General features: G+C 45.2%; 21 protein-coding genes. 11 read left to right on the forward strand and 10 right to left on the reverse strand.

Annotated elements, in window-relative coordinates; translation table 11 throughout:
• The first annotated feature begins 10 nt into the window (after nucleotides 1-10).
• From ACHKAR_RS08885 to ACHKAR_RS08895, 3 genes are all read left to right on the forward strand, one after another.
• Nucleotides 11-1138, forward strand: coding sequence for a redoxin domain-containing protein (locus ACHKAR_RS08885; RefSeq protein ID WP_395417103.1), 1128 nt, complete (start codon nucleotides 11-13; stop codon nucleotides 1136-1138).
• Nucleotides 1139-1254: 116 nt separating this feature from the next.
• On the forward strand, nucleotides 1255-1779 hold the full coding sequence (locus ACHKAR_RS08890; RefSeq protein WP_395417104.1) for a hypothetical protein: 525 nt from the start codon (nucleotides 1255-1257) through the stop codon (nucleotides 1777-1779).
• Nucleotides 1780-1865: 86 nt separating this feature from the next.
• Nucleotides 1866-4277, forward strand: a complete 2412-nt coding sequence (locus tag ACHKAR_RS08895; RefSeq protein WP_395417105.1) for a TonB-dependent receptor — start codon at nucleotides 1866-1868, stop codon at nucleotides 4275-4277.
• Between the two features lie 42 nt (nucleotides 4278-4319).
• On the opposite strand, the gene ACHKAR_RS08900 is transcribed toward ACHKAR_RS08895, so the two are convergent.
• From ACHKAR_RS08900 to ACHKAR_RS08920, 5 genes are read right to left on the reverse strand one after another with little or no spacing between them, the layout of a single operon-like run.
• The gene (locus ACHKAR_RS08900) at nucleotides 4320-5060 is read right to left on the reverse strand and encodes a LytR/AlgR family response regulator transcription factor (protein WP_395417106.1); all 741 of its coding nucleotides are present in this window, start codon (nucleotides 5058-5060) and stop codon (nucleotides 4320-4322) included.
• Nucleotides 5061-5095: 35 nt separating this feature from the next.
• Nucleotides 5096-6103: a sensor histidine kinase gene (locus ACHKAR_RS08905; RefSeq protein ID WP_395417107.1), complete on the reverse strand. Its 1008-nt coding sequence runs from the start codon at nucleotides 6101-6103 to the stop codon at nucleotides 5096-5098.
• Complete coding sequence (locus ACHKAR_RS08910; RefSeq protein WP_395417108.1) at nucleotides 6100-6729, reverse strand: hypothetical protein; 630 nt, start codon at nucleotides 6727-6729, stop codon at nucleotides 6100-6102. The genes ACHKAR_RS08905 and ACHKAR_RS08910 overlap by 4 nt, the downstream gene beginning before the upstream one ends.
• 1 nt (nucleotide 6730) lies before the next feature.
• Entirely contained in the window at nucleotides 6731-7150 is a 420-nt protein-coding gene (locus ACHKAR_RS08915) for a DUF2141 domain-containing protein (protein WP_159579494.1), read from the reverse strand.
• Between the two features lie 4 nt (nucleotides 7151-7154).
• The gene (locus ACHKAR_RS08920; RefSeq protein WP_395417109.1) at nucleotides 7155-9302 is read right to left on the reverse strand and encodes a TonB-dependent receptor; all 2148 of its coding nucleotides are present in this window, start codon (nucleotides 9300-9302) and stop codon (nucleotides 7155-7157) included.
• A 283-nt stretch (nucleotides 9303-9585) separates the two neighbouring features.
• Here ACHKAR_RS08920 and ACHKAR_RS08925 point away from each other — a divergent pair, with 283 nt between their 5' ends.
• From ACHKAR_RS08925 to ACHKAR_RS08935, 3 genes are all read left to right on the forward strand, one after another.
• Nucleotides 9586-11394: an acyl-CoA dehydrogenase family protein gene (locus ACHKAR_RS08925; RefSeq protein ID WP_395417110.1), complete on the forward strand. Its 1809-nt coding sequence runs from the start codon at nucleotides 9586-9588 to the stop codon at nucleotides 11392-11394.
• Nucleotides 11395-11499: 105 nt separating this feature from the next.
• Complete coding sequence (locus ACHKAR_RS08930) at nucleotides 11500-12942, forward strand: TonB-dependent receptor (RefSeq protein WP_255465038.1); 1443 nt, start codon at nucleotides 11500-11502, stop codon at nucleotides 12940-12942.
• Between the two features lie 82 nt (nucleotides 12943-13024).
• Entirely contained in the window at nucleotides 13025-14416 is a 1392-nt protein-coding gene (locus tag ACHKAR_RS08935) for a sodium-dependent transporter (protein WP_395417111.1), read from the forward strand.
• Here ACHKAR_RS08935 and ACHKAR_RS08940 read toward each other — a convergent pair.
• Entirely contained in the window at nucleotides 14413-15198 is a 786-nt protein-coding gene (locus ACHKAR_RS08940) for a hypothetical protein (protein WP_395417112.1), read from the reverse strand. The genes ACHKAR_RS08935 and ACHKAR_RS08940 overlap by 4 nt on opposite strands.
• 159 nt (nucleotides 15199-15357) lie before the next feature.
• Here ACHKAR_RS08940 and ACHKAR_RS08945 point away from each other — a divergent pair, with 159 nt between their 5' ends.
• From ACHKAR_RS08945 to ACHKAR_RS08960, 4 genes are all read left to right on the forward strand, one after another.
• Entirely contained in the window at nucleotides 15358-16260 is a 903-nt protein-coding gene (locus tag ACHKAR_RS08945; protein WP_395417113.1) for a hypothetical protein, read from the forward strand.
• Nucleotides 16261-16382: 122 nt separating this feature from the next.
• A complete protein-coding gene (locus ACHKAR_RS08950; protein WP_159579483.1) occupies nucleotides 16383-16583 on the forward strand; it encodes a hypothetical protein in 201 nt (66 codons plus the stop codon).
• Nucleotides 16584-16601: 18 nt separating this feature from the next.
• The gene (locus ACHKAR_RS08955) at nucleotides 16602-17183 is read left to right on the forward strand and encodes a DUF4136 domain-containing protein (protein WP_395417114.1); all 582 of its coding nucleotides are present in this window, start codon (nucleotides 16602-16604) and stop codon (nucleotides 17181-17183) included.
• Complete coding sequence (locus ACHKAR_RS08960) at nucleotides 17180-18592, forward strand: Na+/H+ antiporter NhaC family protein (RefSeq protein ID WP_395417115.1); 1413 nt, start codon at nucleotides 17180-17182, stop codon at nucleotides 18590-18592. Before ACHKAR_RS08955 ends, ACHKAR_RS08960 begins: the two co-directional genes overlap by 4 nt.
• A gap of 1 nt (nucleotide 18593) precedes the next feature.
• On the opposite strand, the gene lysA is transcribed toward ACHKAR_RS08960, so the two are convergent.
• Genes lysA through ACHKAR_RS08980 form a run of 4 tightly spaced genes read right to left on the reverse strand, consistent with a single transcriptional unit; the run spans nucleotide 18594 to nucleotide 22048 of the window.
• Entirely contained in the window at nucleotides 18594-19733 is a 1140-nt protein-coding gene (gene lysA, locus ACHKAR_RS08965; RefSeq protein WP_395417116.1) for a diaminopimelate decarboxylase, read from the reverse strand.
• Between the two features lie 13 nt (nucleotides 19734-19746).
• The gene (locus tag ACHKAR_RS08970) at nucleotides 19747-20337 is read right to left on the reverse strand and encodes a tetratricopeptide repeat protein (protein ID WP_395417117.1); all 591 of its coding nucleotides are present in this window, start codon (nucleotides 20335-20337) and stop codon (nucleotides 19747-19749) included.
• A gap of 32 nt (nucleotides 20338-20369) precedes the next feature.
• Nucleotides 20370-21173: a DUF3108 domain-containing protein gene (locus ACHKAR_RS08975; protein ID WP_395417118.1), complete on the reverse strand. Its 804-nt coding sequence runs from the start codon at nucleotides 21171-21173 to the stop codon at nucleotides 20370-20372.
• Between the two features lie 56 nt (nucleotides 21174-21229).
• On the reverse strand, nucleotides 21230-22048 hold the full coding sequence (locus ACHKAR_RS08980) for a 2,3,4,5-tetrahydropyridine-2,6-dicarboxylate N-succinyltransferase (RefSeq protein ID WP_395417119.1): 819 nt from the start codon (nucleotides 22046-22048) through the stop codon (nucleotides 21230-21232).
• 292 nt (nucleotides 22049-22340) lie between these two features.
• On the opposite strand from ACHKAR_RS08980, the gene ACHKAR_RS08985 reads away from it, so the two are divergent.
• A complete protein-coding gene (locus ACHKAR_RS08985; protein WP_255465036.1) occupies nucleotides 22341-23033 on the forward strand; it encodes a metal-dependent transcriptional regulator in 693 nt (230 codons plus the stop codon).
• Nucleotides 23034-23037 lie beyond the last annotated feature (4 nt).

Consider the following 23037-nt stretch of genomic DNA (forward strand, 5'->3'; position numbering starts at 1 on the left):
TTCCAACAACATGAAAATCACTTACCTCTTACTCCTTTTGGTCACGGTCATCGGTGCTGAAGCTGTAGCTCAGGATCACTCCAAAAAAGTAGACCCATTGCCGATCGGGAGTCCGGCACCAGATTTCACACTCCCTGCCACGGATGGCAACACTTATTCCCTTGCCGACTTTAAAAAGAAATACCTGGCCATAGTGTTCACCTGCAACCATTGTCCTACCGCCCAGGCTTATGAAAAGAAGCTCATTAGTATCGTAGACAAGTACAGTAAAAAAGGCGTTGACTTTGTGGCCATTTCACCCAATGATCCGAATGCAGTGAGCCTTTCCGAGCTTGGCTACAGTGATCTTTCGGACGATCTGGAGGATATGAAGCTGAGGGTAAAAGAAATGAACTACAACTTTACCTATCTCTACGACGGAGCTTCACAACAGACTTCCCTCAAGTATGGTCCGGCCGCCACACCACACGTGTTTGTGTTCGATCAGGACAGAAAGTTGGTCTACTCAGGACGAATAGATGATACGGAAAACCCATACATCTCTCCAAGAACCACAGATCTGATCAATACACTTGATGAGTTATTGGCAGGCAAACAACCTTCTACTCCTACTACCAAGACTTTCGGGTGCTCCATCAAATGGGCCTGGAAAAACGATTGGCTGGCCAAAGAACGTGAGGGCTGGTCAAAAGAAGAAGTGACGATCCAACCCATTGCTGTGGATGAGGTGGCCGATCTGGTAAAAAATACCTCTGACAAGCTCCGTTTGATTAATATATGGGCCACCTGGTGTGGACCTTGTGTGCAGGAGTTTCCGGATTTCGTAGACATCAACAGGATGTATCGCGGCAGAGACTTTGAGTTCGTGTCCATCAGTGGTGATAAATTGTCCAAAAAGGACAAAGCCCTTGAGTTTCTGACCAAAAAGGAAGCTTCAAATACCAACTACATCTACTCCGGTGACAATATGTATGACCTCATTGAAGCCGTGGACCCCAACTGGCAAGGGGCATTGCCCTACACCCTACTGGTGGCTCCGGGCGGTAAGATCATCTATCAGGTAGACGGCACTATTGACCCTTATGAACTTAAGAAAGCCATTGTAGGCTATTTGGGAAGGTTCTACGCTGATAATTAAACGCTTCTAAAGACACCAGGCAGTGCGCGTTTGAGCACCAGACGCGCACTTTTTTATCCTCCCATCCAGTAACTCCTCTCTGGGATAATCTTTACATTTGGCAAAAAGTCTCTTCCTTGGGAAAAATACCAGCCATACTTTTACTCTGTGTCCTGAGCATACCGTTTATGGGTACTTACACCTGGCTCCGTGTGGAGAAATATCAGTTAAAGAGACAAATCAAAAGACAGCTCATAGCCCAAACCGATAAAAATGACCTGATCCTCCTAAAAATCGCCCATAAAGACAGTTCGTTGCTCTCCTGGGAACACTCCAAAGAATTTGAATACAAGGGCGAAATGTATGACGTGGTAGAAAGGTACCAAAATGAGGATACCACCTACTACCGGTGCTGGTGGGATCATGAAGAGACCCGACTCAACCGACAACTACAAGTGCTGGTGAACAAGGCATTCGGAAAAGATCCATACCATGAAGCCAACAGAGAACGGGTCGAAACCTTCACCAGTGGGCTCATATGTGTCCCCATCCCTGTTTTTAAATTCATCACCTTCGTTTCCGCCTTTCAAAGACAGGCTCTTGAGATGACCCCTATCTACCGTCAGCAGAAACCACCCCTTCCTCCTCCTCAACAATCCTGATCTTCTCGGTAAGCGTTCATGCAGGCAGCATGAGCCAGCACTCCCGTGTGGAGTGAAATCATTTTTTCAATCACAAAAAAAATCGAATGAAAAGATCAATCATGCTATGGTCACTGCTGACCATGGCTTGTCTGGGATATACCCAGGTAGTGACTGTGCAAGACCTGGAAACCGGCCATCCCCTGGAACTGGTGACCGTGGTGAGCAACCAGCACAATGCCTTGCTTACCACCAACTCGCAAGGTCAGGTAAAAATCAATCCATTTATTAAAGCTTCCAGAATTGACTTCAGAATGATGGGATATAAGACCATCAGCATGAGCTTTGATGAGCTCGAACTGGCTGGTTTTCTGGTGGAAATGAGCTCCTCACAAGTCTCACTCGATCAGGTGGTGGTCTCTGCCACCCGCTGGAGCCAGACGGGTCAGGAGGTGCCATCCAAAATCATCACCATCACCCCGAAGGACATTGCTTTGCAAAACCCACAAACTGCAGCGGATTTATTGGGGGGATCCGGAGAAGTGTTTATTCAGAAAAGTCAGCAGGGAGGCGGCAGCCCAATGATTCGTGGGTTTTCTACCAACAGACTTCTGTACACGGTAGATGGTATCAGAATGAATACCGCCATCTTCAGGAGTGGAAATCTCCAAAACGTAATCTCTCTCGATCCCTTTGCTACAGAGAGTGCTGAGGTGCTTTTCGGTCCCGGATCCATCATTTACGGCAGTGATGCCATCGGCGGAGTGATGGCCTTTCAAACCCTTACTCCCCAGTTTTCACTGGACGAAAAGCCACTGATCACCGGAAAGGCAGTGACAAGGTATGCCTCGGCCAACAATGAAAAGACAGGTCACTTCGATGTATCCATCGGTTGGGAAAAATGGGCCACCGTGACCAGTGTTTCCAGCTACAACTTCGGCGACCTGCGAATGGGCAGCTATGGGCCAGAAGAATACCTGAGGCCTATTTATGTGCAACGCCAGGACAGTCGGGACGTGGTAGTCACCAACCCCGACCCCAAGGTTCAGACTCCTTCGGGTTACACGCAGATCAACATGATGCAGAAGGTCAGGTTTAAACCCAATGTCCGGTGGGATTTCCAATATGGGTTTCACTACTCTGCTACCTCAGATTATGCCCGTTACGATCGGCACATTCGGTATAAAAATGGGTTACCTCGAAGTGCCGAATGGAACTATGGACCGCAAATCTGGATGATGAATAATTTTACTGCGACCAACAGCCGTGTAAATCCTCTATATGATCAGATGACATTAAGAGCAGCTCAGCAGCATTTTGAGGAGAGTCGCATCGACAGGGATTTTAACGGAGACACCCGGGCTTCCCGGTTTGAGAAAGTCAACGCATTTTCCGTCAACCTGGATTTCGTAAAGGCTCCTGGCCCTAAAGCAAACATCTATTACGGACTGGAGCTGATCACCAACGACGTGGATTCGCGTGGAACGGATGAAGACATTACTACTGGTGAATCTGTGACTGGCCCTGCCAGATACCCAGAGTCTACCTGGTCGTCATACGCTGCGTATCTTACCTACCAGTACAATCTTTCAGGACAGTGGATGCTTCAGGCCGGAGGCCGATACAATCTATATGCCCTGGAAGCTGATTTTAGCAACAACCTCCCCTTTTATCCATTTCCTGAATCCGAGGCTTCACTCGCTGATGGAGCCTTTACAGGAAGCCTTGGCATGTTGTACCATCCAGGACAAACCTGGTCGGTGAGTGCCAATGCCTCCACCGGATTCAGATCACCCAATGTAGATGACTTGGGGAAAGTCTTCGACTCTGAGCCGGGTGCTGTGGTCATTCCCAATACGGGTCTTTCCGCTGAGTATGCCTACAATGCCGAGCTGGGGATTGCGAAAGTGTTTAACGAAACGGTAAAACTGGACCTGACCGGGTACTATACCATTTTGGAAAACGCCATGGTAAGACGGAATTTCACACTGAATGGTGAAGATAGCATCATGTATGATGGAGAACTAAGTCAGGTACAGGCTATCCAGAATGCCGCAGTTGCCAATGTGCATGGCATTCAGGCAGGCCTGGAGATCCAGTTGCCGGCAGGTTTTGGTTTTTCTACCCAATACAATTATCAAAAGGGCGAAGAAGAACTTGATGACGGCAGCAAAAGCCCCTCCCGGCATGCAGCGCCCTGGTTTGGAGTGACGAAACTCACTTATGCCTCCGGAGGTTTGAATATTCAACTCTATGCGGTGTACAATGGAGAAAAGCGCTTTGCCGATCTTCCGGAAGAAGAAAAAGCCAAGGATTACCTCTATGCCATGGATAAAAACGGAGATCCTTATTCGCCTGCATGGTATACACTCAACCTGAAGGCCATGTATCAGATCAATGATGCATTCACCGTGACCGGGGGAATGGAAAACCTGACTGACCAGCGATACAGACCCTACAGTTCGGGACTGGTAGCTCCGGGCCGGAACTTCATTTTGGCACTGAAAGCCAAATTTTGATGGTCAACCCCGCGCCTTTGGCTCTGCCAAAGGCGCGGGGTTTTATCGATCCAGCCATGCCTTAAACTCAGACACGCGCTCTCTGGCCACAATCACCTGCTCTTCCTCAAATCCCTCAATCACAATCTCCAAACGTGAGTTGGTGAAAGCAATGATGTCTTTGATACAACTCAGATTGACTATAAATTTTCGGCTGATCCGAAAGAACTGGTCTGCGGCTAAAAGATCCTCCACCTTATCCAGCGTATAGTCCACCAAAAATTTGCGTCCTTCTTTGGTAAACAGATAGGTAGCCTTATCCTGACTATAGATCAATTGAATATCCACGGTCTCCACTGTTTTCAAATGCTCTCCCACTTTTACCACAAACCGCTCCTTGCCTTTCGGTTGCAACGATTTCAAAAGGCCATCAACTTGTTCATTTCCTTTGTTGGCATGCCTTTCGAATTTTTGTATGGCCTTCTCTAACTCCTCCGGATCGATGGGCTTGAGCAGGTAATCCACGCTGTTTGCTTTGAAAGCCTTCAGCGCATACTCATCATAGGCCGTTGTGAAGATAATGGGCACATCCAGTTTGATCTGATCGAAGATGTCGAATGAATTGCCATCCGCAAGCTGGATATCCATGAAAACCAGATCTACCCTGAGCGCTGGCAATGATATCACCGCTGACTCAACCGAGTCCATAGTCAGCACACACTGATAATCAGGTCTGGAGGCCAGTACCAACTTTTTCAATCGCTCCGCTGCCAGTTTCTCGTCTTCTAAAATGATGTATTTCATGTGTTCAATGTTGTAAAAACAACCATTTGCTCATTTCACCCTTTCATTTTCAATAAAGGGAGGGTCACTTCAAAGGTCTTTTGATCATTGCTAATCACCACCTCCTGATCAGATAGGTATTGGTAGCGCGCTTTCAGATTGCTCAGCCCGATCCCCGTGGAGTCCTTAGTCAGCTTCTCCTGCACATTGTTTCTGACCATCACTGTATCATCCGATATGACAATATCTACGCGTAAAGGCTTCGCTGACGAAACCACATTGTGTTTGATCGCATTTTCCACAAGCATCTGCAAAGCCAGCGGGGGCACCATCCCCTCTCCATTTTTCTCAATGCTTAGATCAAAATTATCCCCAAATCTGATCTTCTGAAGGAAGCCATAGCTAGTCAGGAAGGCGAGTTCCACATCCAAAGGCACCATCTCCTGGTCCTTATGCTCTAAGACATACCGATAGACATCTGACATCTTGCGAATAAACTCAACTGCCTTTCCCTGATCCTCATACACAAGTTCACTGAGTACATTGAGTGAGTTAAAAAGAAAATGTGGGTTCACCTGATTGCGCAAAGACTCATACTGAGACTTCAAACTCTCATTTTTTAATTTTTCCACCTTAAACAATGCTTCTTTCCAGTTGATGTAAAATGCACGTCCGTGAAAAAACATGCTAATAATCAAAGTGATGAGGATGGCGATGATAAAGTCCTGAAACCTGATATTTCTGATCAAATCGAGGAGCTCTGAATTGCTATTCCACCACTTGAATAACACAATCACTGCCCCAAAAGTGAAAATGGTGTAGGCCATCATGCACACCATCCCCACCGTGATCCTGGTGATTGGCTTTTCTACCCAGGAGATTTTTGTGTTCAGATAATCAACAATATATCCGTTGCCTTTACTCAGGGAAACCCAGATGGTGACAGAAACGGCCACATTCAATACCGTGAAACTTGATGTGAGAAAATTAAAGAGCGCGCCCACCAGCGCGATGATGAAGATCTCCTTTAATTCGCGGATAAGTGTTTTTCGGGTTATTCTCATTGGTTGCAGTGAGCCAAACTGGCCTCAGCCATCCCCTTACCCCAGGTGGGTAGCGTGGTGAGTTCATCTGGTGTTTGCTCAAATATATCGTAAGCCCTTTGAATATACCCACATGCCTTTTCAAATCCACTACCAAAAAACTGGGCAGTTCCAAATTCCATTTGCCCCATGAGCAAAACAGCACGTGGATTCTCAGGGTCCAAAGCAATGGCCTCACCAAACAGTGCATAAATGGTAGGCGAAAGAGTTTGCCCCCTGGTGGCAGGGTCCACGGTCAAACGCATCATTTGCACAAAACCCTCCAGCGCCACCAGCTCAGAGTTCTTTTCAATCTTCTTTGCGTTTTGTACTAAAGCGAGCGCATCATTCAGCACTTTTTCCTTAGTGCCAGGGTTGGTCTCTCTTGTTCCCCAGAGCGTGAGACTAAGTGAATGATAATAAAGCGGCAACCATTCCTTACTTTCCTTTTGAGCAATACGCTCAAAATAATTGGCACAGCCCATATAGGCTTCCTGATCATCCGCCGCTTTGAGGAGGTCTTTTCCTTTAAGGACGGCTGCTTCATACTTAGACTGTGCGGCAGCACTTCCGGCTACCAACATGAGGATCATTAATACAGTTTTCATCTTAGTTTAAGTTAATGGTGTGAGTGTTATTGTTAGTAGAAACTTCTATTCTGGCATCGCTGTAAGAGGCAGGACCAAAGCGACTGGGTGCATTATTCGAAAAGGCATAGTCTTCCGTTGGGATCCCCATGAAATTGGCATCTAGCTGGCCATTCCCGTTTTCATCGTGGTATATGGAAATGGCATATTCTCCACTGGGAAGCCCTTCAAAGGTTACACTTACTACCTCCAGGTTATCTATTTCAGCTCCCATTTCTCTACAGGCCTCTTTGAGATACTTGCCCTCACTGTTAAACAGCGCGACTCTAAGCTTGCCTTCCTGATGGGCAAATTGTTTGACATATACGGTAAAATTCACAGGGCTCTGTCCCACTGAAGGATACATATAGCTCAGAGCCAATAATAGAAGGATAGTTTTCATGATATTATAAGTTTTCAAGTTGATTGTTAAATGCACCGATAGTAATGAAGCAGCCTATGAAGATGAATCGCTTAGCCGGAAGGCGTATCGCTTCTGAGGCATACGTCCCATTTTCTCCAGGCTGAGAAGCATAGTTGAAACCAAAGACCTGATCACTCCCCAGCAAGTTGGTAGCAGATGCATACAGCACGACTCTGGGCGTGGGCAGATAAGCCACATTGAAGCTGAGATCATGATAACCATCTGTACGGCTTTCGTTGAAGCCGTCCAGGTTGGGGTTTTCATAAGGTCTGCCTGAAGTGAAGGAATAAGTGGCTCCCATTTGGCTTTTCAGCTGTGGGAAAAACCGCTTGATGACGAATGAAAAATTATGAGCTGAGGTAAACCCAGGCGCTGTTTTCTCAGGATAATTGAGGTACTTTCTTTCACTCTTCATCCATGAATATGACACCCAATAATCAATGTTCTTAATTCCCCCTCGATCCCTCCAAAACACGTCCAGGCCATAGGCATACCCGTCTCCATCACTGCTGAACGTTGAGGGATCATATTGGCTTTGGAAGCGGACCAGCTGATCATAGTCCTTCAGATAGGTTTCTACCCTGAACACCTTGTTTTCCTTGATCCGTTGATAGTTGAGAATGTAATGTGCAGCCTGCTGCTGATTCAGCTCATCGGTGAGTTTCAGATATTCTGATCCGGGGGCCTGATAGAAAAGGCCTGATGCCAACGACACCTGAGCATATTCATTCAGCTTATAGGCCATGGAAAGCCTCGGAGCCAGTCGCGCTTCTTTGAGAAGACTCAAATAAGTCAAACGACCGCCCACCCGCACCACGAGGTTTTGTGTGATGTATTGATCCAACTCCGCAAATGCGGCGGTATGCGTCTGATTGTAATCAAATTTCAGTGCGATGCTGTCAGCAATGGTTTCTTCAAAATGCTGATAGTAAAGCTCTACTCCAGTATTGAGGATGCTTTTAGGTGCAAACTCATGTACATATTTGGCTTTCAGGTGCTGATTAAATGTGGGCCGTTCGATGGTAGTTTGATTATAGAGGAGATGATCTTCATTCCATGAGGAAGAAGCCCCCAGGTATACATGATCCGTCTCTCCAACCGGCAGCTCCAGATTGGCACTTACAAAACCATTTTTGTTATTCACTCCTATCGCGTTCACTCCGCTGGGATTCAGGATCGTCTTTTGCTCTAGTGACATATTGGAAGTATTACCCATAGCCAGAGCTTTCAGCCTTCCTCCGTTGGGGAGGTTCTTTTTATAGGCCACATTGGTGTTCCAATCCACAACACCTTGCTTCCAGTCTACCCGCTGATCAATCAGGTGGTTATATGGGTTGAGGTTGATATAGCCTACTTTGGCAAACAGCGACTGCTCCTCCCACGCTTTGGTAACACCCGCCTCCAGTCCTAAAGACATGATTGAAAGGTCTACTTTGCTCACCGGATCTACTTCCAGAGTGTTCAGGATAAGCGCAGAAGAAAGTGCCTGCCCGTATTCCGCAGAATAGCCCCCGGTGCTAAAGAAGGTCCCCTTGAAAAGGAAAGGAGAAAACCTGCTTCGGGTCGGGATATTATTAGCCGAAGCACCATAATAATTGGAAGCTTCCACTCCATCCACGTAGATTTTGGTTTCATCGGCCGTACCTCCCCGCACAAACAGCCTCCCTGACTCACCCACCGTCTGAGTACCTGGTAACGTATTCAGCGCGCCAGTGATGTCCGCTGTAGCACCGGCAGTGGTAGCAATATCCAGACTCTGAAGCACCACTACCTTTTTCTTATCACTAGCCTCAAAGGAACCAGCTGAAATGGTGACCGCATCTATGGTGTTGAAGGCCTCCTTCAGCTTGATCTCAAAATGATTTTCCTGATCCGGCAGAAATGGAAGCTCTACACTTTCAAAACCCATAAAGGAAACCACCAACACCTGCGCTCCTGTCTCATAAGTGTCAAAATTGAAACGCCCGTTTGCATCTGTAGTGCCACCGTCGTACGTATCCTTGAGATAGACATTCGCCCCGATCAGGGTCTCTCCTTTCTGATCAGAGACCACCCCACTGACAGTGGACTGTGCCAAAACCATGGTTTGAGAAAAAATAGCCAGGTAGATTGTGATTAGATATTGCCTCATCGCTTTCGTTTTTGATATCCCGAAAGTGAGGGCTTTGAGTGGATTCAGAAATTAAATGTTTCCGAACTGTAGAAAAGAATGGATGAATTGTAGGAAGCTCGGGTTAAATTCATTTGATTGTTTTAGAGATCTCCATTCTCAAAAAAAGGGCCATGGCAAGACAGCTCAGTTCTTAAATATTCTTTTGAAATTTATTATGCATGCATAACATATTTTTTATATCTTTGAGATAGTATGCATGCATAACATATTAACTCTATCAATAAAAGCATCTCATAAGACCATGGAAGCAGTAGCACAAAAATCAGCGATTAAAGGCGGCGAGTTCATCATCAGAGAAACATCTGCAGACGAAATATTCATTCCGGAACATTTCACAGAAGAGCAAAAAATGATGGCTGCTGCCACCCAGGACTTTATAGACCTGGAAATCACCCCTAATGTAGATCGAATAGACAGCATGGAACCGGGACTCATGCCCGCTCTAATGGAAAAAGCCGGCGAGCTTGGACTATTGGGTGTGGCTGTGCCCGAAGAGTATGGCGGGCTGGGTATGAATTTTAACACCAGTATGTTGATGGCCGACATCATTGCCGCATCGGGATCTTTTTCTACAGCCTATGGTGCGCACACTGGTATAGGCACGTTACCTATCCTATACTATGGCACAGAAGAGCAAAAGCAAAAGTATCTCCCCAAACTGGCCTCTGGTGAATGGAAAGCCTGCTACTGCCTGACGGAACCGGATGCCGGATCTGATGCCAACTCGGGGAAAACCAAAGCCAAACTCTCAGATGACGGAAAACACTATATCATTAACGGTCAGAAAATGTGGATCTCCAACGCGGGTTTTGCAGACCTCTTTATTGTTTTCGCGAAAATCGATGATGACAAGAATCTAACCGCTTTTATTGTGGAGAAGGAATTCGGCGGTATCACTATGAACGATGAGGAGCGTAAGCTGGGCATCAAAGGTTCCTCTACCAGACAGGTATTCTTTAATGACTGTACTGTGCCGGTGGAAAACATGCTTTCTGAACGTGAAAACGGATTTAAGATCGCTGTGAATGTGCTGAATGTCGGTAGAATCAAGTTGGGTGCCGGAGTGATCAATGGCTGTAAAACAGTGGCCTCACAGGCCACCAACTATGCCAATGAACGCAAGCAGTTTGGAGTATCTATCTCCAGCTTTGGGGCTATTAAGGCAAAACTAGCCACCATGGCTACCAAAACTTACGCCATAGAATCAGCTGCCTACAGAGCAGGTCAGAACATTGACGATCGCATAGAATCGTTGATCAACGAAGGTACGGACCTAAGTAAAGCCAAATTGAAGGCTTTAGAGCAATTCTCGATTGAATGTGCCATTATCAAAATACATGGATCTGAGGTATTGGACTTCTGCGTGGATGAAGGGGTGCAAATCTATGGCGGTATGGGCTTCTCAGAAGAAGCACCCATGGCCCGGGCCTATAGAGACGCCAGAATCACCAGAATCTATGAAGGTACCAACGAGATCAACCGCATGCTCCTGGTAGGAATGATGTTTAAGCGCGCCATGAAAGGTGAGCTGGACCTTCTGGGACCCGCGATGGCTGTAGGCAAAGAGCTCACCTCCGTGCCTTCATTTGAGACACCGGACATGAGTGCCCCACTGGCTGAGGAAAAAGATGTCCTTAAAAAACTGAAAAAAGCTGCACTTATGGTGGCAGGAAAAGCAGCTGAAACTTTTGGCCCTACCCTCAACGACGAGCAGGAAGTGCTCATGCACATCGCCGATATGTTGATTGAAATCTATGCTGCAGAGTCTACCCTGCTGAGAACCGAAAAACTCATGGGTATCTATGGTGATGAAGGCAGTCAGCTGTATCAGCAAATGGCCAAACTCTATATGCACGATGCTGTTCAGAAAATCAGAAATCATGGCGAAGAAGCCGTGGCCTGCTTTACTGAAGGTGACGAACTCAAAGTTTTACTGATGGGTATGAAAAGATTCACAAAAATCAATTCCGTCAATACAAGGGACCTAAGAAGGGCAATCGCTGATAAAATGATATCAGAAAACAAGTTTCCTTACAGTCTTTACAAATAAAATTCTGTTGCACATTTTTAAAACAAAAGCCGGTCTCGCCGGCTTTTTTATTTATCTGGCTTTAAAGTTTACTTTGATTACCAGATCGCATAATTTTAACTGAAAATGGCGAGTATCGACATGGAATCCTTCAAGAAACTGACGACAAAAGAAAAAGCACTCTCCCTTAACCTGGATGATCGTATATATGGTACCATAGCAGAAATAGGTGGCGGTCAGGAGGTTGCCGATTACTTCTTCAAAGCCGGAGCCGCATCTGGCACCATCGCCAAAACCATGTCGGCCTATGACATGACCTTCAGTGATGCCATCTATGGAAAGAGTGAGCGCTACGTTTGTGAGGACAAACTCATGCGAATGCTCAACAGAGAGTACTCACTCCTCTCCCAACGCCTGACCCAGCGAGCCAAAAGGTCACACTTTTTTGCGTTTGCCAATACGGTAGAAACGATTAACTACAAAAGAACCAATGAGGGTCATGGCTGGATCGGGTTGCGATTTCAGAAGCACCCGAATTCTGATCCTAATGACTGTGTCATCCATGTGATCCTCAAAGACAATGATCCCCTGTGGCAACAGCAGGTACTCGGGATGGTGGGCGTCAACCTCATCCACGCCTGCTACAACTACGCTGAGCCGGAAGACATTCTTAATTCCCTCATTGACAATATTCATCACAGTCGTGTTGAAGTGGATATGTTCAAAATTGAGGGCCCGGACTTTCATCATGTAGACAATAGGCTGATGAGCCTGAAACTGGTGAAGAATGGCCTGACCCACGCCGCCATGTTTGATCCCAAAGGCAAGGTACTCCAGCCATCTGCAGTGCTTTATAAGAAAAACATTTTTGTACTCCGCGGACGGTTCAGACCAGTAACGCATGTGAATGTGGACATGATGCTCACAGGTATGCGGGCCTTTAGGAATGAGAGCGATGTAGAGATCAAAAACATCATGCCATTGGTAGAGCTCACGCTCAATGACCTCACCATGGAAGGTGAAGTAGACGAAACAGATTTTCTGGACCGTGTAGACCTGCTCTGCTCACTTGGTCAGAATGTGCTGATCTCCAACTACCAGGAGCACTACAAGCTGGCTTCCTATCTTTCGAAATTCACAAGACACAAGAAGCTTGGCATTGTACTGGGGTACTATAACCTTCAGCGAATTTTCGATGAGTCCTATTATGAAAACCTCAAAGGAGGAATCCTCGAGTCATTTGGAAGGCTATTTGGTAGTAACGTGAAACTCTACGTGTACCCGGCCATTGATGCCAACTCCAAGGAAATTGTCACTTCAGAAAACTTTACTCCTGAGGTTCACCTGAAAAATCTCTACCAATACCTCAAAGACAATGATCAGATTGAAGATGTACAGGGCGCCAAAACAGAGAATCTTCATATTATCTCTGATGATGTGCTTAGAATGATCGAAAATGGTGAAGTGGGGTGGGAAAAATTTGTCCCTAACAAAGTATCCGATGCCATCAAAGACCACCACCTCTTCAACTTTCCGTACGAAGTGCCTTTGGACGAAGAAGACCTCTAAAATCACTTTCAAATGATTTTTCAAACCCGTCCATTGCTTTGGGCGCTTTTGTTATATTTGACGTTTAAATTTTCTTAAGCGCATGTCAAACAGAGGATCATTCTCCAATAAATTGGGTTTCATTTTAGCAGCAGCCGGATCGGCAGTAGGGTTGGGTAATATTTGGAGTTTCCCTTTTGAAGTGGGTGCAGGTGGTGGTGCGGCCTTTTTGCTGGTCTACCTGTTCTTTTGCTTTATCCTCTGCTTTCCTGTGATGGTAACCGAGATTGCCATCGGAAGAAAAACACAGCTAAATCCCGCAGGAGCTTACGAAGCACTTGGTTTTAAAAAGTGGCGTATTTTGGGCCTTCCGGGCATCATCAGTGGGGTGGTGATTCTCTCTTTTTACAATGTAGTTGCCGGTTGGGCTTTTGGTTTTTTCATTGAACTCCTAACCGGGCATTTTGAAATAGGAAGTCAGTTTTCCACGTTCATTAAGGATGTCTTCAAGGTGGGACTCTATGCAATGGTATTCATGTTTGCTACCGCCTTCATCGTATCCAAAGGGGTATCTGGAGGGATTGAGCGGGCCTCCAAAATATTAATGCCAACATTGATTACCATGATACTAGGCTTGGTCGTTTATTCCCTAACTCTAGATCATGCATTTGAAGGCATTAAGTTCTACCTGGTGCCCGACTTTTCGGAGCTTACCCTGAGTGTCATGGGCAATGCCATGGGACAGGCCTTCTTTTCGCTTTCTCTGGGAATGGGTGCGCTGATCACTTATGGCAGTTATGTAGGTAAAAATGATAACATTGTGACGTCTGCGGCATTTATCACTTTAGCGGATGTTGGAATTGCTTTTATTGCTGGACTAATGATGTTTCCTATGGTAGCCTACCTCACTGATGGCACCATGGAAGGAGCCGGCCAGGGCGCAGGCCTGATTTTCACTGTGCTGCCGGGTGCGTTCGAAAGCCTGGGACCTCTACTCGGCGTGGTAATTGGTTCCTTGTTCTTTTTGTTGCTCTCCTTTGCAGCCCTGACCTCCACCGTTTCTCTTCTGGAAGTACCCGTAGCATATATAGTAGACGAGAAAAAAATCAAGAGAAACCGTGCTGTATGGATCATGGCCACCATTATTTTCGTTTTGGGTATCCCGTCACTCCTTTCCAATGGCTACTCAGGGTTTTTCTCCAGCTTCATCACCTATGTAGGTGCGGAGAATGCCACTTCGTTTATGGATTTTGCACAGAATGTGGCCAACGATACTTTCCTGCCTTTGGGTGGATGTCTCATCTCCATCTTTGCGGCTTATGCCTGGAAGACAAAGAACCTGAACGAAGAAATCGCTTTGGGCTACCCCAATTATATGGGATCGTTTATCCAGAAGTATCTTAATTTTGCAGTAACAATTTTATGTCCGCTGGTTTTGGGAACCATGTTCTTATTAACCCTGCTGCAGACTTTTTTCGGTGTGACGCTTTTTTAGTCCTTTCGGAAAACCCCGGGATCTTTACTGTCAAAATAAATCACATAATCTCCGCTCGGGAGACTACTGATATCTGCCGTGGTACCCTGACCGGATAATACCAGATCTCCGCCGGCATCAAAAACCTCGTAAGAGGCAGCCCTGGACAGGTACAGTGTATTAGTGGCATTATAGGGCTTAAATGTCACCGGCTCAGGATAGAAATGAAAATCCACTTCCCGTGAAAGCAGATAATCTCCCTTCGGGGTGATGTACTTTATTCTCAGCTTGTTGGCCCCTTCTTCCAGCAAAGGTGAATAACTATACTCAGCACCCCCAAACTCACCTTTTGCTGGAACGGTATCCCCCTCTATCCAAATACCGAATTGATACTTTTCCAACGTGAATACACTTCCCGACTTTTCGCCGCTTGTCCTCCAAACCAGTGCTGTATCTGCAAACCCAACTTCCCCGAAGGAAAATGTGCTATGAAAATGAATGGCGTCAGGGTTCAGTATGATGGGCTTACAACCTGGAGCATGTTGAACTTTGATGGAAAGTGGGGAAAACTTATCAATTCCATTGAAATCAAGTTTAAGGGCACTCACTTTATAGTTTAGACCAAGTCTGGTTCCATTCACATAGATAGCCGTGACACAGAATGACATAGATTCCCGATTGTAGGGATTTTGGATAAACAAAGTCTTCCCCTGATAAACCCCTGTAATATGCAACTCAGCAGACTCCTGAGGGAAATGGTCTGTGATCAAAAATAATTCTAGTAAAAAGGCAAACTTGAGCAAATCGGCGGATTTGGGTTAAGTGATGAAGTTAAAAAAAATTGTCATCAGATTAAATGAACATCACTTTTAAATCCAATTTACGTTGATATATATGTTCCATTAATTTGAAGTTACCTGATTATATTTTAAATTATATGTAAACCTCTAAACACATCAACCATGCACTACCCCAAACGTTTCCCCCACCTGATATTATTACTTCTGGTCATTGCTTCCTGTAGCCCGGAAAAGCCAGCCACCAATGAGGAAAAGGTTTCGTTTGAAGGCTCCTGGAATCTCGTCGCTTACATCCCTCACTCGGAAGGTCTCAATGAATGGAATACCTATGGCGACAGCATTCTTTATCAAAAACATTTGACCTCAGATCATTTTACATGGATAAAATACGACACTAAAAATGAGCAACTACTGGGCATGGGAGGAGGAAGCTACAGCATTAATACCGGGCAGTACGTGGAAAACATTGAATTCTTCTTCCCTCCGGGCAGTTCAGAACTTGGACAGGCCATTCCATTCAACTTTGAGCTTGCTGATGGCATCTGGTACCATACAGGATATGCCAAGGAAATGGACATGGACATGGAAACGGGTGAGATCGTGGTAATAGACTCCAATAAAATTGAAGAAAAGTGGATGAAAACCAGCCTCCCTCCTAATACCAACTCCAGTGTGATGGGTACCTGGGAGTTGACCTCATACCTCGATGCCAGTCAGAAGGAGTTTATGGAATATCCTGAATTTATTGGATACATTAAACTGATTACTCCTACTCATTTCACCTGGATCTATTTCGATAAGGATGCTGATGAGATCTACGCCTCAGGTTCGGGAAGCTACCGATATGAAAATGGGAAATATTCCGAAACGATCGACATGATCTATCCTACTAATAGCGGACAGATCGGAGAAACGATCACCTTCAAATCTGATATTGAAAACAGCAAATGGAAACATGCCGGGTACCTTCCAAATATCATTATTGATAGTACAAATGGTGACATTGTAAGGGATTCAATATTAATTGATGAAGTTTGGGCACTTCACTCAGATAAATCCATGTAATCAAGCTTAAAAATTTAAAACTTATGGTTACCTTTTATCGTTAAAACGTATTCAACCACAGGAGCCAGACTAAGAAGTACAATTTATTCACCGAATAATTAAACTTGATTGACGAGATTATCATGAAATTTATATGGTATAACCCCGATTTGGATGCTTATCAAAAAGGAACCATGGAGGACTATTCTCACTTAATAGGCTCAAGTGAAAATGGCGATAGGTTTGATATCCTCTATGAGTTTGCAGATTCGTCAGATCGGCTGATTGACAAAATTCTAGGTTCGCTCAACATTGTGAGAAGTCAAAAAGTGGCTACCAACTAAGTCACTCTGTCCATCCGTATGTCTAATCGCATTTCCTCTCTGGGTAAATCTTCTCTATTCCTTCTGCTTTTTTCTTTTCTTTTCTCATGTCATCCCAAAGTTGTTGATTTCGTCAACACCAAGTCTAACTTCAATGCATTTGACAGCTATTTGGTGGTTAATTTCAAGGCCAATCAAACCGACATCTCCGAAGAAGGCCGAAGGATTCTTTCTGAAATTGAACAAAACATTCACCTGGAAATGAACAGACGGGCTTACCGCCCCATCAATACCAATCCCGACCTGGTTGTGAGGTATGAGCTCATTTCTAACCAAGCCATCAAGACCCAACAAAACAACTACGGATACTCTCCGTATTCCACTTTTCCCTCGCAAAGCTATATCACCGTAAAAGCGGTACTGGAATCGGCACTGCTAATAGAAATCACAGACGTGAAAACAAAAAAACTGGTCTGGCAGGCAAGTGTGGACATGGACAAGTACACCAAAAAAAGCAAGCAGGAAGAAATCATCAAAGATGCTGTCACTAATCTCTTCGATACTTACCTTTACCGGGCAAACTCGAATACTCCTGACGAATCTTTGATATCAGCTAAATGACAGACTTTGGTTTCCTCTCCCTGCTACCTCCCATTCTTGCCATTTTTCTCGCCATCAGAACCAAACAAGTCATTGTATCCCTCGTTTTCGGGCTACTACTAGGCTATGTCATTATTTCAGGAGGTAACGTTTTTGAGGGGATTCTATCTACAGCAGACCATTTGGTACAGGTATTTGAAAGCGCAGGAAACACACGCACCGTCCTGTTCACGTTGCTGATTGGAGCCCTCATTCAGCTGATTCGCTACTCAGGTGGCATCAACGGTTTCGTTGGAAGAATTCAGAAGTCCATTTTGAAAAGCAAAAACCCAAAATCAAAACTGCAAGTGGCTGCAGGACTTACCGGTTTTTTTATTTTCATAGAATCCAATATTTCTATCCTCACCGTAGGTACGGTCTTTCAATCCCTTTTCGACAAGTTTAATATTTCCAGACAAAAACTGGCCTACCTGGCAGATAGCAGTTCGGCCCCTTCCTGCATCCTGTTTCCGCTGAATGCCTGGGGCGCCTACATCATAGGTTTACTGTCAGTATATGAGGGAGTGGCTCCATTCAAAACGCTTCTTTACTCCATCCCCTTCAACTTCTACCCGATATTTACATTGGCGCTGGTATTTTTCCTGGCAGCCACCAATAAAAGCTATGGGCCAATGAAAAGGTTTGAGCAGAACACTGTTGATACTCCTTCAAATCAGGAAGAGCTACCGGAGGGAAAAGCGCGAAACATGCTTCTTCCTCTTGGAATCATGATCATTTCCATGCCTCTGTTTCTCATTTATACCGGCTGGTCAGGTGAGACGCCTGGTTCTTTTGGTACTAAAACCTGGGATGCCATAGCGAATGCCTCAGGTTCTGCAGCCGTATTGTATGCTGTGATCTCCGCAGTAGTTTTTGCCGGAGTGTTTTATGGCTTCCAAAAGAAAATTAGCCTTGGGAACTTTATAGAAGAAAGCATGACCGGAATGAAAGAAATGCTCTCTATGGCCATCCTCATGGTACTCGCATTTGCTATTGGCACGCTCTGCAAAGAACTTGGCACAGGCGTGTATGTGGCTTCGGTCACCTCCTCCTGGCTTTCACCTTCGCTCGCTCCGGCTATTATATTCCTCACAAGCTGTTTTATTGCATTCAGCACAGGTACCTCCTGGGGCACTTTTGCGATCATGATTTCAATCGCTGTACCTCTGGCTCAAGCCATCGACCTGAACATCTACCTGGCCGTGGCAGCTGTGCTGGGTGGTGGTGTATTTGGAGACCACTGTTCACCTATCTCAGACACCACACTCATCTCCTCCATGGCCTCTGGATCAGATCACATAGAGCACGTACAGACGCAGCTACCCTACGCCCTCTTCACTGGAGGGTTGTCCGTAGTAATGTATCTGATCATCGGTTTTTTGGTTGCTTAAATTACTCTGAATAATAAGCCGGCGCCAGGTCACGGGCGTTGTAGCTGTTTTTCATGGTTTCACCATAGGCACCTGCCGAACAGATCATCAGGATATCTCCACGTTTGGTTTCTGGCAGTGTGATGGACTTCCCGAAAGCATCTGACGATTCACAAATGGGTCCTACCACATCATATTGTCTGGTGTTTTGAGCTTCAGAGAGACTCACGATTTTATGGCTGGCCTGGTAAAGTGCTGGTCGCATCAGATCAGTCATGCCCGCATCCAATATCAGGAAATTAGAATGATCGCTTTCCTTGAGGTAAAGTGCTCTGGTAACCAACGTACCACACTGCCCTACAATGGATCGCCCCAACTCGAAATGCACCTCCTGATCGGGGAGCAACTTTAAGTGCTCATGAAACACCCGGAAATAAGCCTCAAAATCCGGTATTGGATGCTCCTGAGGATTCTCATAATCAATCCCGAGCCCCCCACCAACATTTAGATGCGGAAGTGAAAAACCCGCGGCTTGGAGTTCCTTTTGTAGGTGATTAACTCGTTCGCAGAGATTCTTGAACCGATTCAGATCGGTAATCTGGCTACCAATATGGTAATGCAACCCAATGAAATGAACATTCGATAGGGATTTGAGTAAATCCAATGATTCCAGCAATTGCTCTCCGGAAATCCCAAATTTATTTCCCTTGGCACCGGTGGTAATATAGTGGTGGGTACCTGCCTCTATGGCCGGGTTGATGCGAATGGATACATTAGCTTTCTTTCCCTTCTTTCCGGCGATCTCATCGATCACCTCTAGCTCCTGGATGGATTCTACATTGAAGGAGAAGATATTCTGATCAATCGCATAACCGATTTCCTTATCCGTTTTGCCTACTCCGGCCAAAACAATATTGCTTGATTTAAAACCATGCTCCAGGCCTATTTTAACCTCGTTGCCACTTACACAATCCACGCCCAGGCCGGCCTTTTTTATTCGCTCCAGAATGGGTGTGTTATTGTTAGCTTTTAATGCATAGTGTACGTGGTATCCATACCTATTGGCTGAAGAAAGGGCCATCAGGGTGGCATCTAGTAGTTCGAGATCGTAATAATAGAATGGCGTTTCTCTCGCTGAGAAAAAAGAGCGCAAATTTTTCAAAGGTCTCTTAAGTTTATTTACAGTACTTTTTAAGGATGGCTTTAGCCTCAGGAACGTCGAGGTTAACAGCTCTGCGTATGTCATCACAAGCAGACTTGGACTGCTTCTTGTGGATTTTGAGTGCTCCTCTGTAGAGATAAGCCTCTCCATACTCTGCATTGATATTGATGGCCAGCGTGTAAGACTCCATGGCGCTGTCCACATACCCCAGCTGGTGCTTTGCCCTAGCTACCAAAAAATGTCCCTGAGCAGAATTTTCATTGAGCTCCAAGGCCTTATCCGCAAAAATCACAGCTTTGTTATAGGCCTTTTTAGAATAGTACAGCTTTGATAAGCTCAGGTTGGCATTGAGGTTCTGATTGTCCAGGCTAAGTACCTGAAGAAAATCCTGCTCAGCCAAATCCAGCTTACCGATTTCTTCATAGGCACGCCCTCTATTATAGAGGTGATTGATGGCAGAAGGATTGGTCTCTAATGCCTTGGTGTATTCTTCAATGGCCTGCTCAAACTCCCCTTTCCCATATAGCCTATCACCGCTACTGGAGGTTTCTCCACCGCAGCCAGTTAGAAAAAAAGTGATAAGCACGAACACCAAAAATCTCATAACACATGTTTAGCTGGCAAATATAGAACTGACTATTGATAATCAGGCCCATATTTTATATTTCTATAACCCGTAAGGTCACAATATGCTTTGCCAAAAAACATCTCGGCTTCAATTCTGAGGGGCAAATGATTGGTATCGGCAGAAATCCAGGCCACTATCCCCTGTTCATTTGGGAAAATATCACTCGGCGGCACCAGGAAATTCACCTTATAGGCCTGTAAAAGCCCCACCTTAGAGTCTATCTCTTCTTTTCCATTGAAAACCAGTTCAAAATTGTAGAGCTCATCCTCATAGAATGTTTTGATCCGAATGGTGTCCCCTTTTCGATATTTCTCGAATTCCACATTTCTGAGAAAAAGATATGAGCTCATCAGATCATACACATCCCCTTTGATATCATACATGCGCTTCGGGTTCCGTTTTTCCTTCCTCGGGTCATAGCGCATCACTTCCACCTTTCCCTGAGCGTGATCAAAGTAGGTTCTCTCTTCACGCACGTATTTCCCTTCTTCGATGTTTCGATACGCATGAATCGGAAGCAAATCCTTCTTCTTCACATAGGCTCCCCAGCGATCATCTACGTGAGTGAAAACTCCCAGAAAGCCGGCGGTCTCTCCTTTGATCTCCACCTTGTAACAGTCCTCATTCTTATAAGAATGAAAATTATCATCGATGTCCAGAGAAGCTTTGCCCACAGTAAACCAGCCATAGCTGAGCTTAAAATCAAGATGCTCGCCCGTCCTGAATTTGTAGTTGGCCGTAGGATCTTCATTTTCCGTAGGCTGTGCTTCCAGAAAATAACAAGAGAAAAGAATTAGAATGAATGAAAGCATAGAGTGAATCTGTTCGCTGAACATTACCGTAACAACTTATGTGCCAGAAAAAACGATTACACGGACACGTTATTTTCTCTCAGTGCAGTATTGAGTGAGGTTTTTTTATCAGTACTTTCTTTCCTTTTTCCAATGATCAGAGCACATGGCACCTGATACACTCCCGCAGCAAAAGTTTTAGGTATGGTACCTGGAATAACCACTGATCTCTCTGGTACATAACCACGATGCTCTACAGGCTCTGGCCCTGTTACATCTATAATCTTAGAACTGGAAGTCAGCACCACATTCGCTCCCAAAACGGCTTCTTTACCGATACGAACTCCCTCTACCACAATACACCTGGAACCGATAAACGCATTGTCTTCGATGATGACCGGCGCTGCCTGAACGGGTTCGAGAACACCGCCAATCCCAACACCACCACTAAGGTGTACATTTTTACCAATTTGCGCACAGCTCCCCACGGTTGCCCAGGTATCCACCATGCTGCCTTCATCCACATAGGCGCCTATGTTCACATAAGACGGCATCAGCACCGTGTTTTTATTGATGAACGAACCATACCTGGCAATTGCATGCGGAACCACTCTGACACCAAGCTGGTCATAGCCAGACTTAAGCTTAATCTTATCGTGAAACTGAAATGGGCCCACCTCTATCAACTGCATCTTCATTAATGGAAAATACAAAATCACGGCCTTCTTCATCCATTCATTCACCTGCCATTCTCCATTCTCCAAAGGCTCAGCTATCCGCCGCTTCCCCATGTCCAGATCATCTATCAAAGTCTTGATGGCCACTGACACTTCTTTGTTTGTGATCAGAGATCTGTCGTCCCATGCCGACTCTATGATTTCGCGTAATTCCTCCATATATCCGTCACTGCTATTTTAAAAGTAAAACCAAGGAAGCAATATTAATCAGGTAAGTCAGATGCCAAAAACAATTTGAAATTTATTTTGCCAATTCTTGAAAACCCGAAGCGAATATTTTGCTTACCAAGCTTGATCCAGGCACAAAACCTTACGCCATTCACTCAGTAACAAAGCCTTGAAGTATCCAATGAAGCAAGTTCAAATATTCAATGAATAAAACAGCAATAACAATTTGATTTATAATTAGTTAAATACTCAAATAAAATAGGTGTTAAAAATATTTTTAGATATGTCTAAAAATATTTTTACCTTTGATTTCATGAAACTAAGTCTTGCAGAAGAGAATTATCTCAAAGCGATCTACCATCTATCCGATGGCGGAGATTTGGGAGTTTCCACCAATGCCATCGCCGAGGAACTGAGCACAAAACCAGCCTCCGTCAGCGATATGATTCGGAAACTTTCGCAGAAAGATGTGGTAGACTATCAAAAATATAAAGGCGTTCAGATTTCTAAAAAGGGAAAACAAATGGCGCTTCAGGTGATCCGAAAGCACCGCCTTTGGGAAGTATTTCTGGTGGAGAAACTGAACTTTACCTGGGATGAAGTACACGAGGTGGCCGAGCAATTGGAGCACATCAAGTCACCAATACTCATCAGTAGGTTGGATAAATTTCTGGGCTACCCCACCATGGATCCTCATGGTGATCCGATACCCAATGAGCATGGTGAGATCAAGGAGAATCCGCAACTGCCGCTTACAGAGCTGAGCATAGAAAGTAAGGGGATCGTGGTGAAAGTGCCGGACGGAGATCCCTCTCTCCTCAGGCATTTGGATAAAATAAAAATGCGTCTTGGGTCCATTATTCAGATCAAAGACATTGTAGAATATGACCAGTCTGTTCTCATTCAGATCGATCAATCCTCTGAGGTATACATCTCCGGAGAAATTGCTAAAAACATCATGTTGGCTGTGAAATGAAAAT

This window comes from Marinoscillum luteum (genome assembly GCF_044005705.1).
In the GTDB taxonomy this organism is placed as follows: domain Bacteria; phylum Bacteroidota; class Bacteroidia; order Cytophagales; family Cyclobacteriaceae; genus Marinoscillum; species Marinoscillum luteum.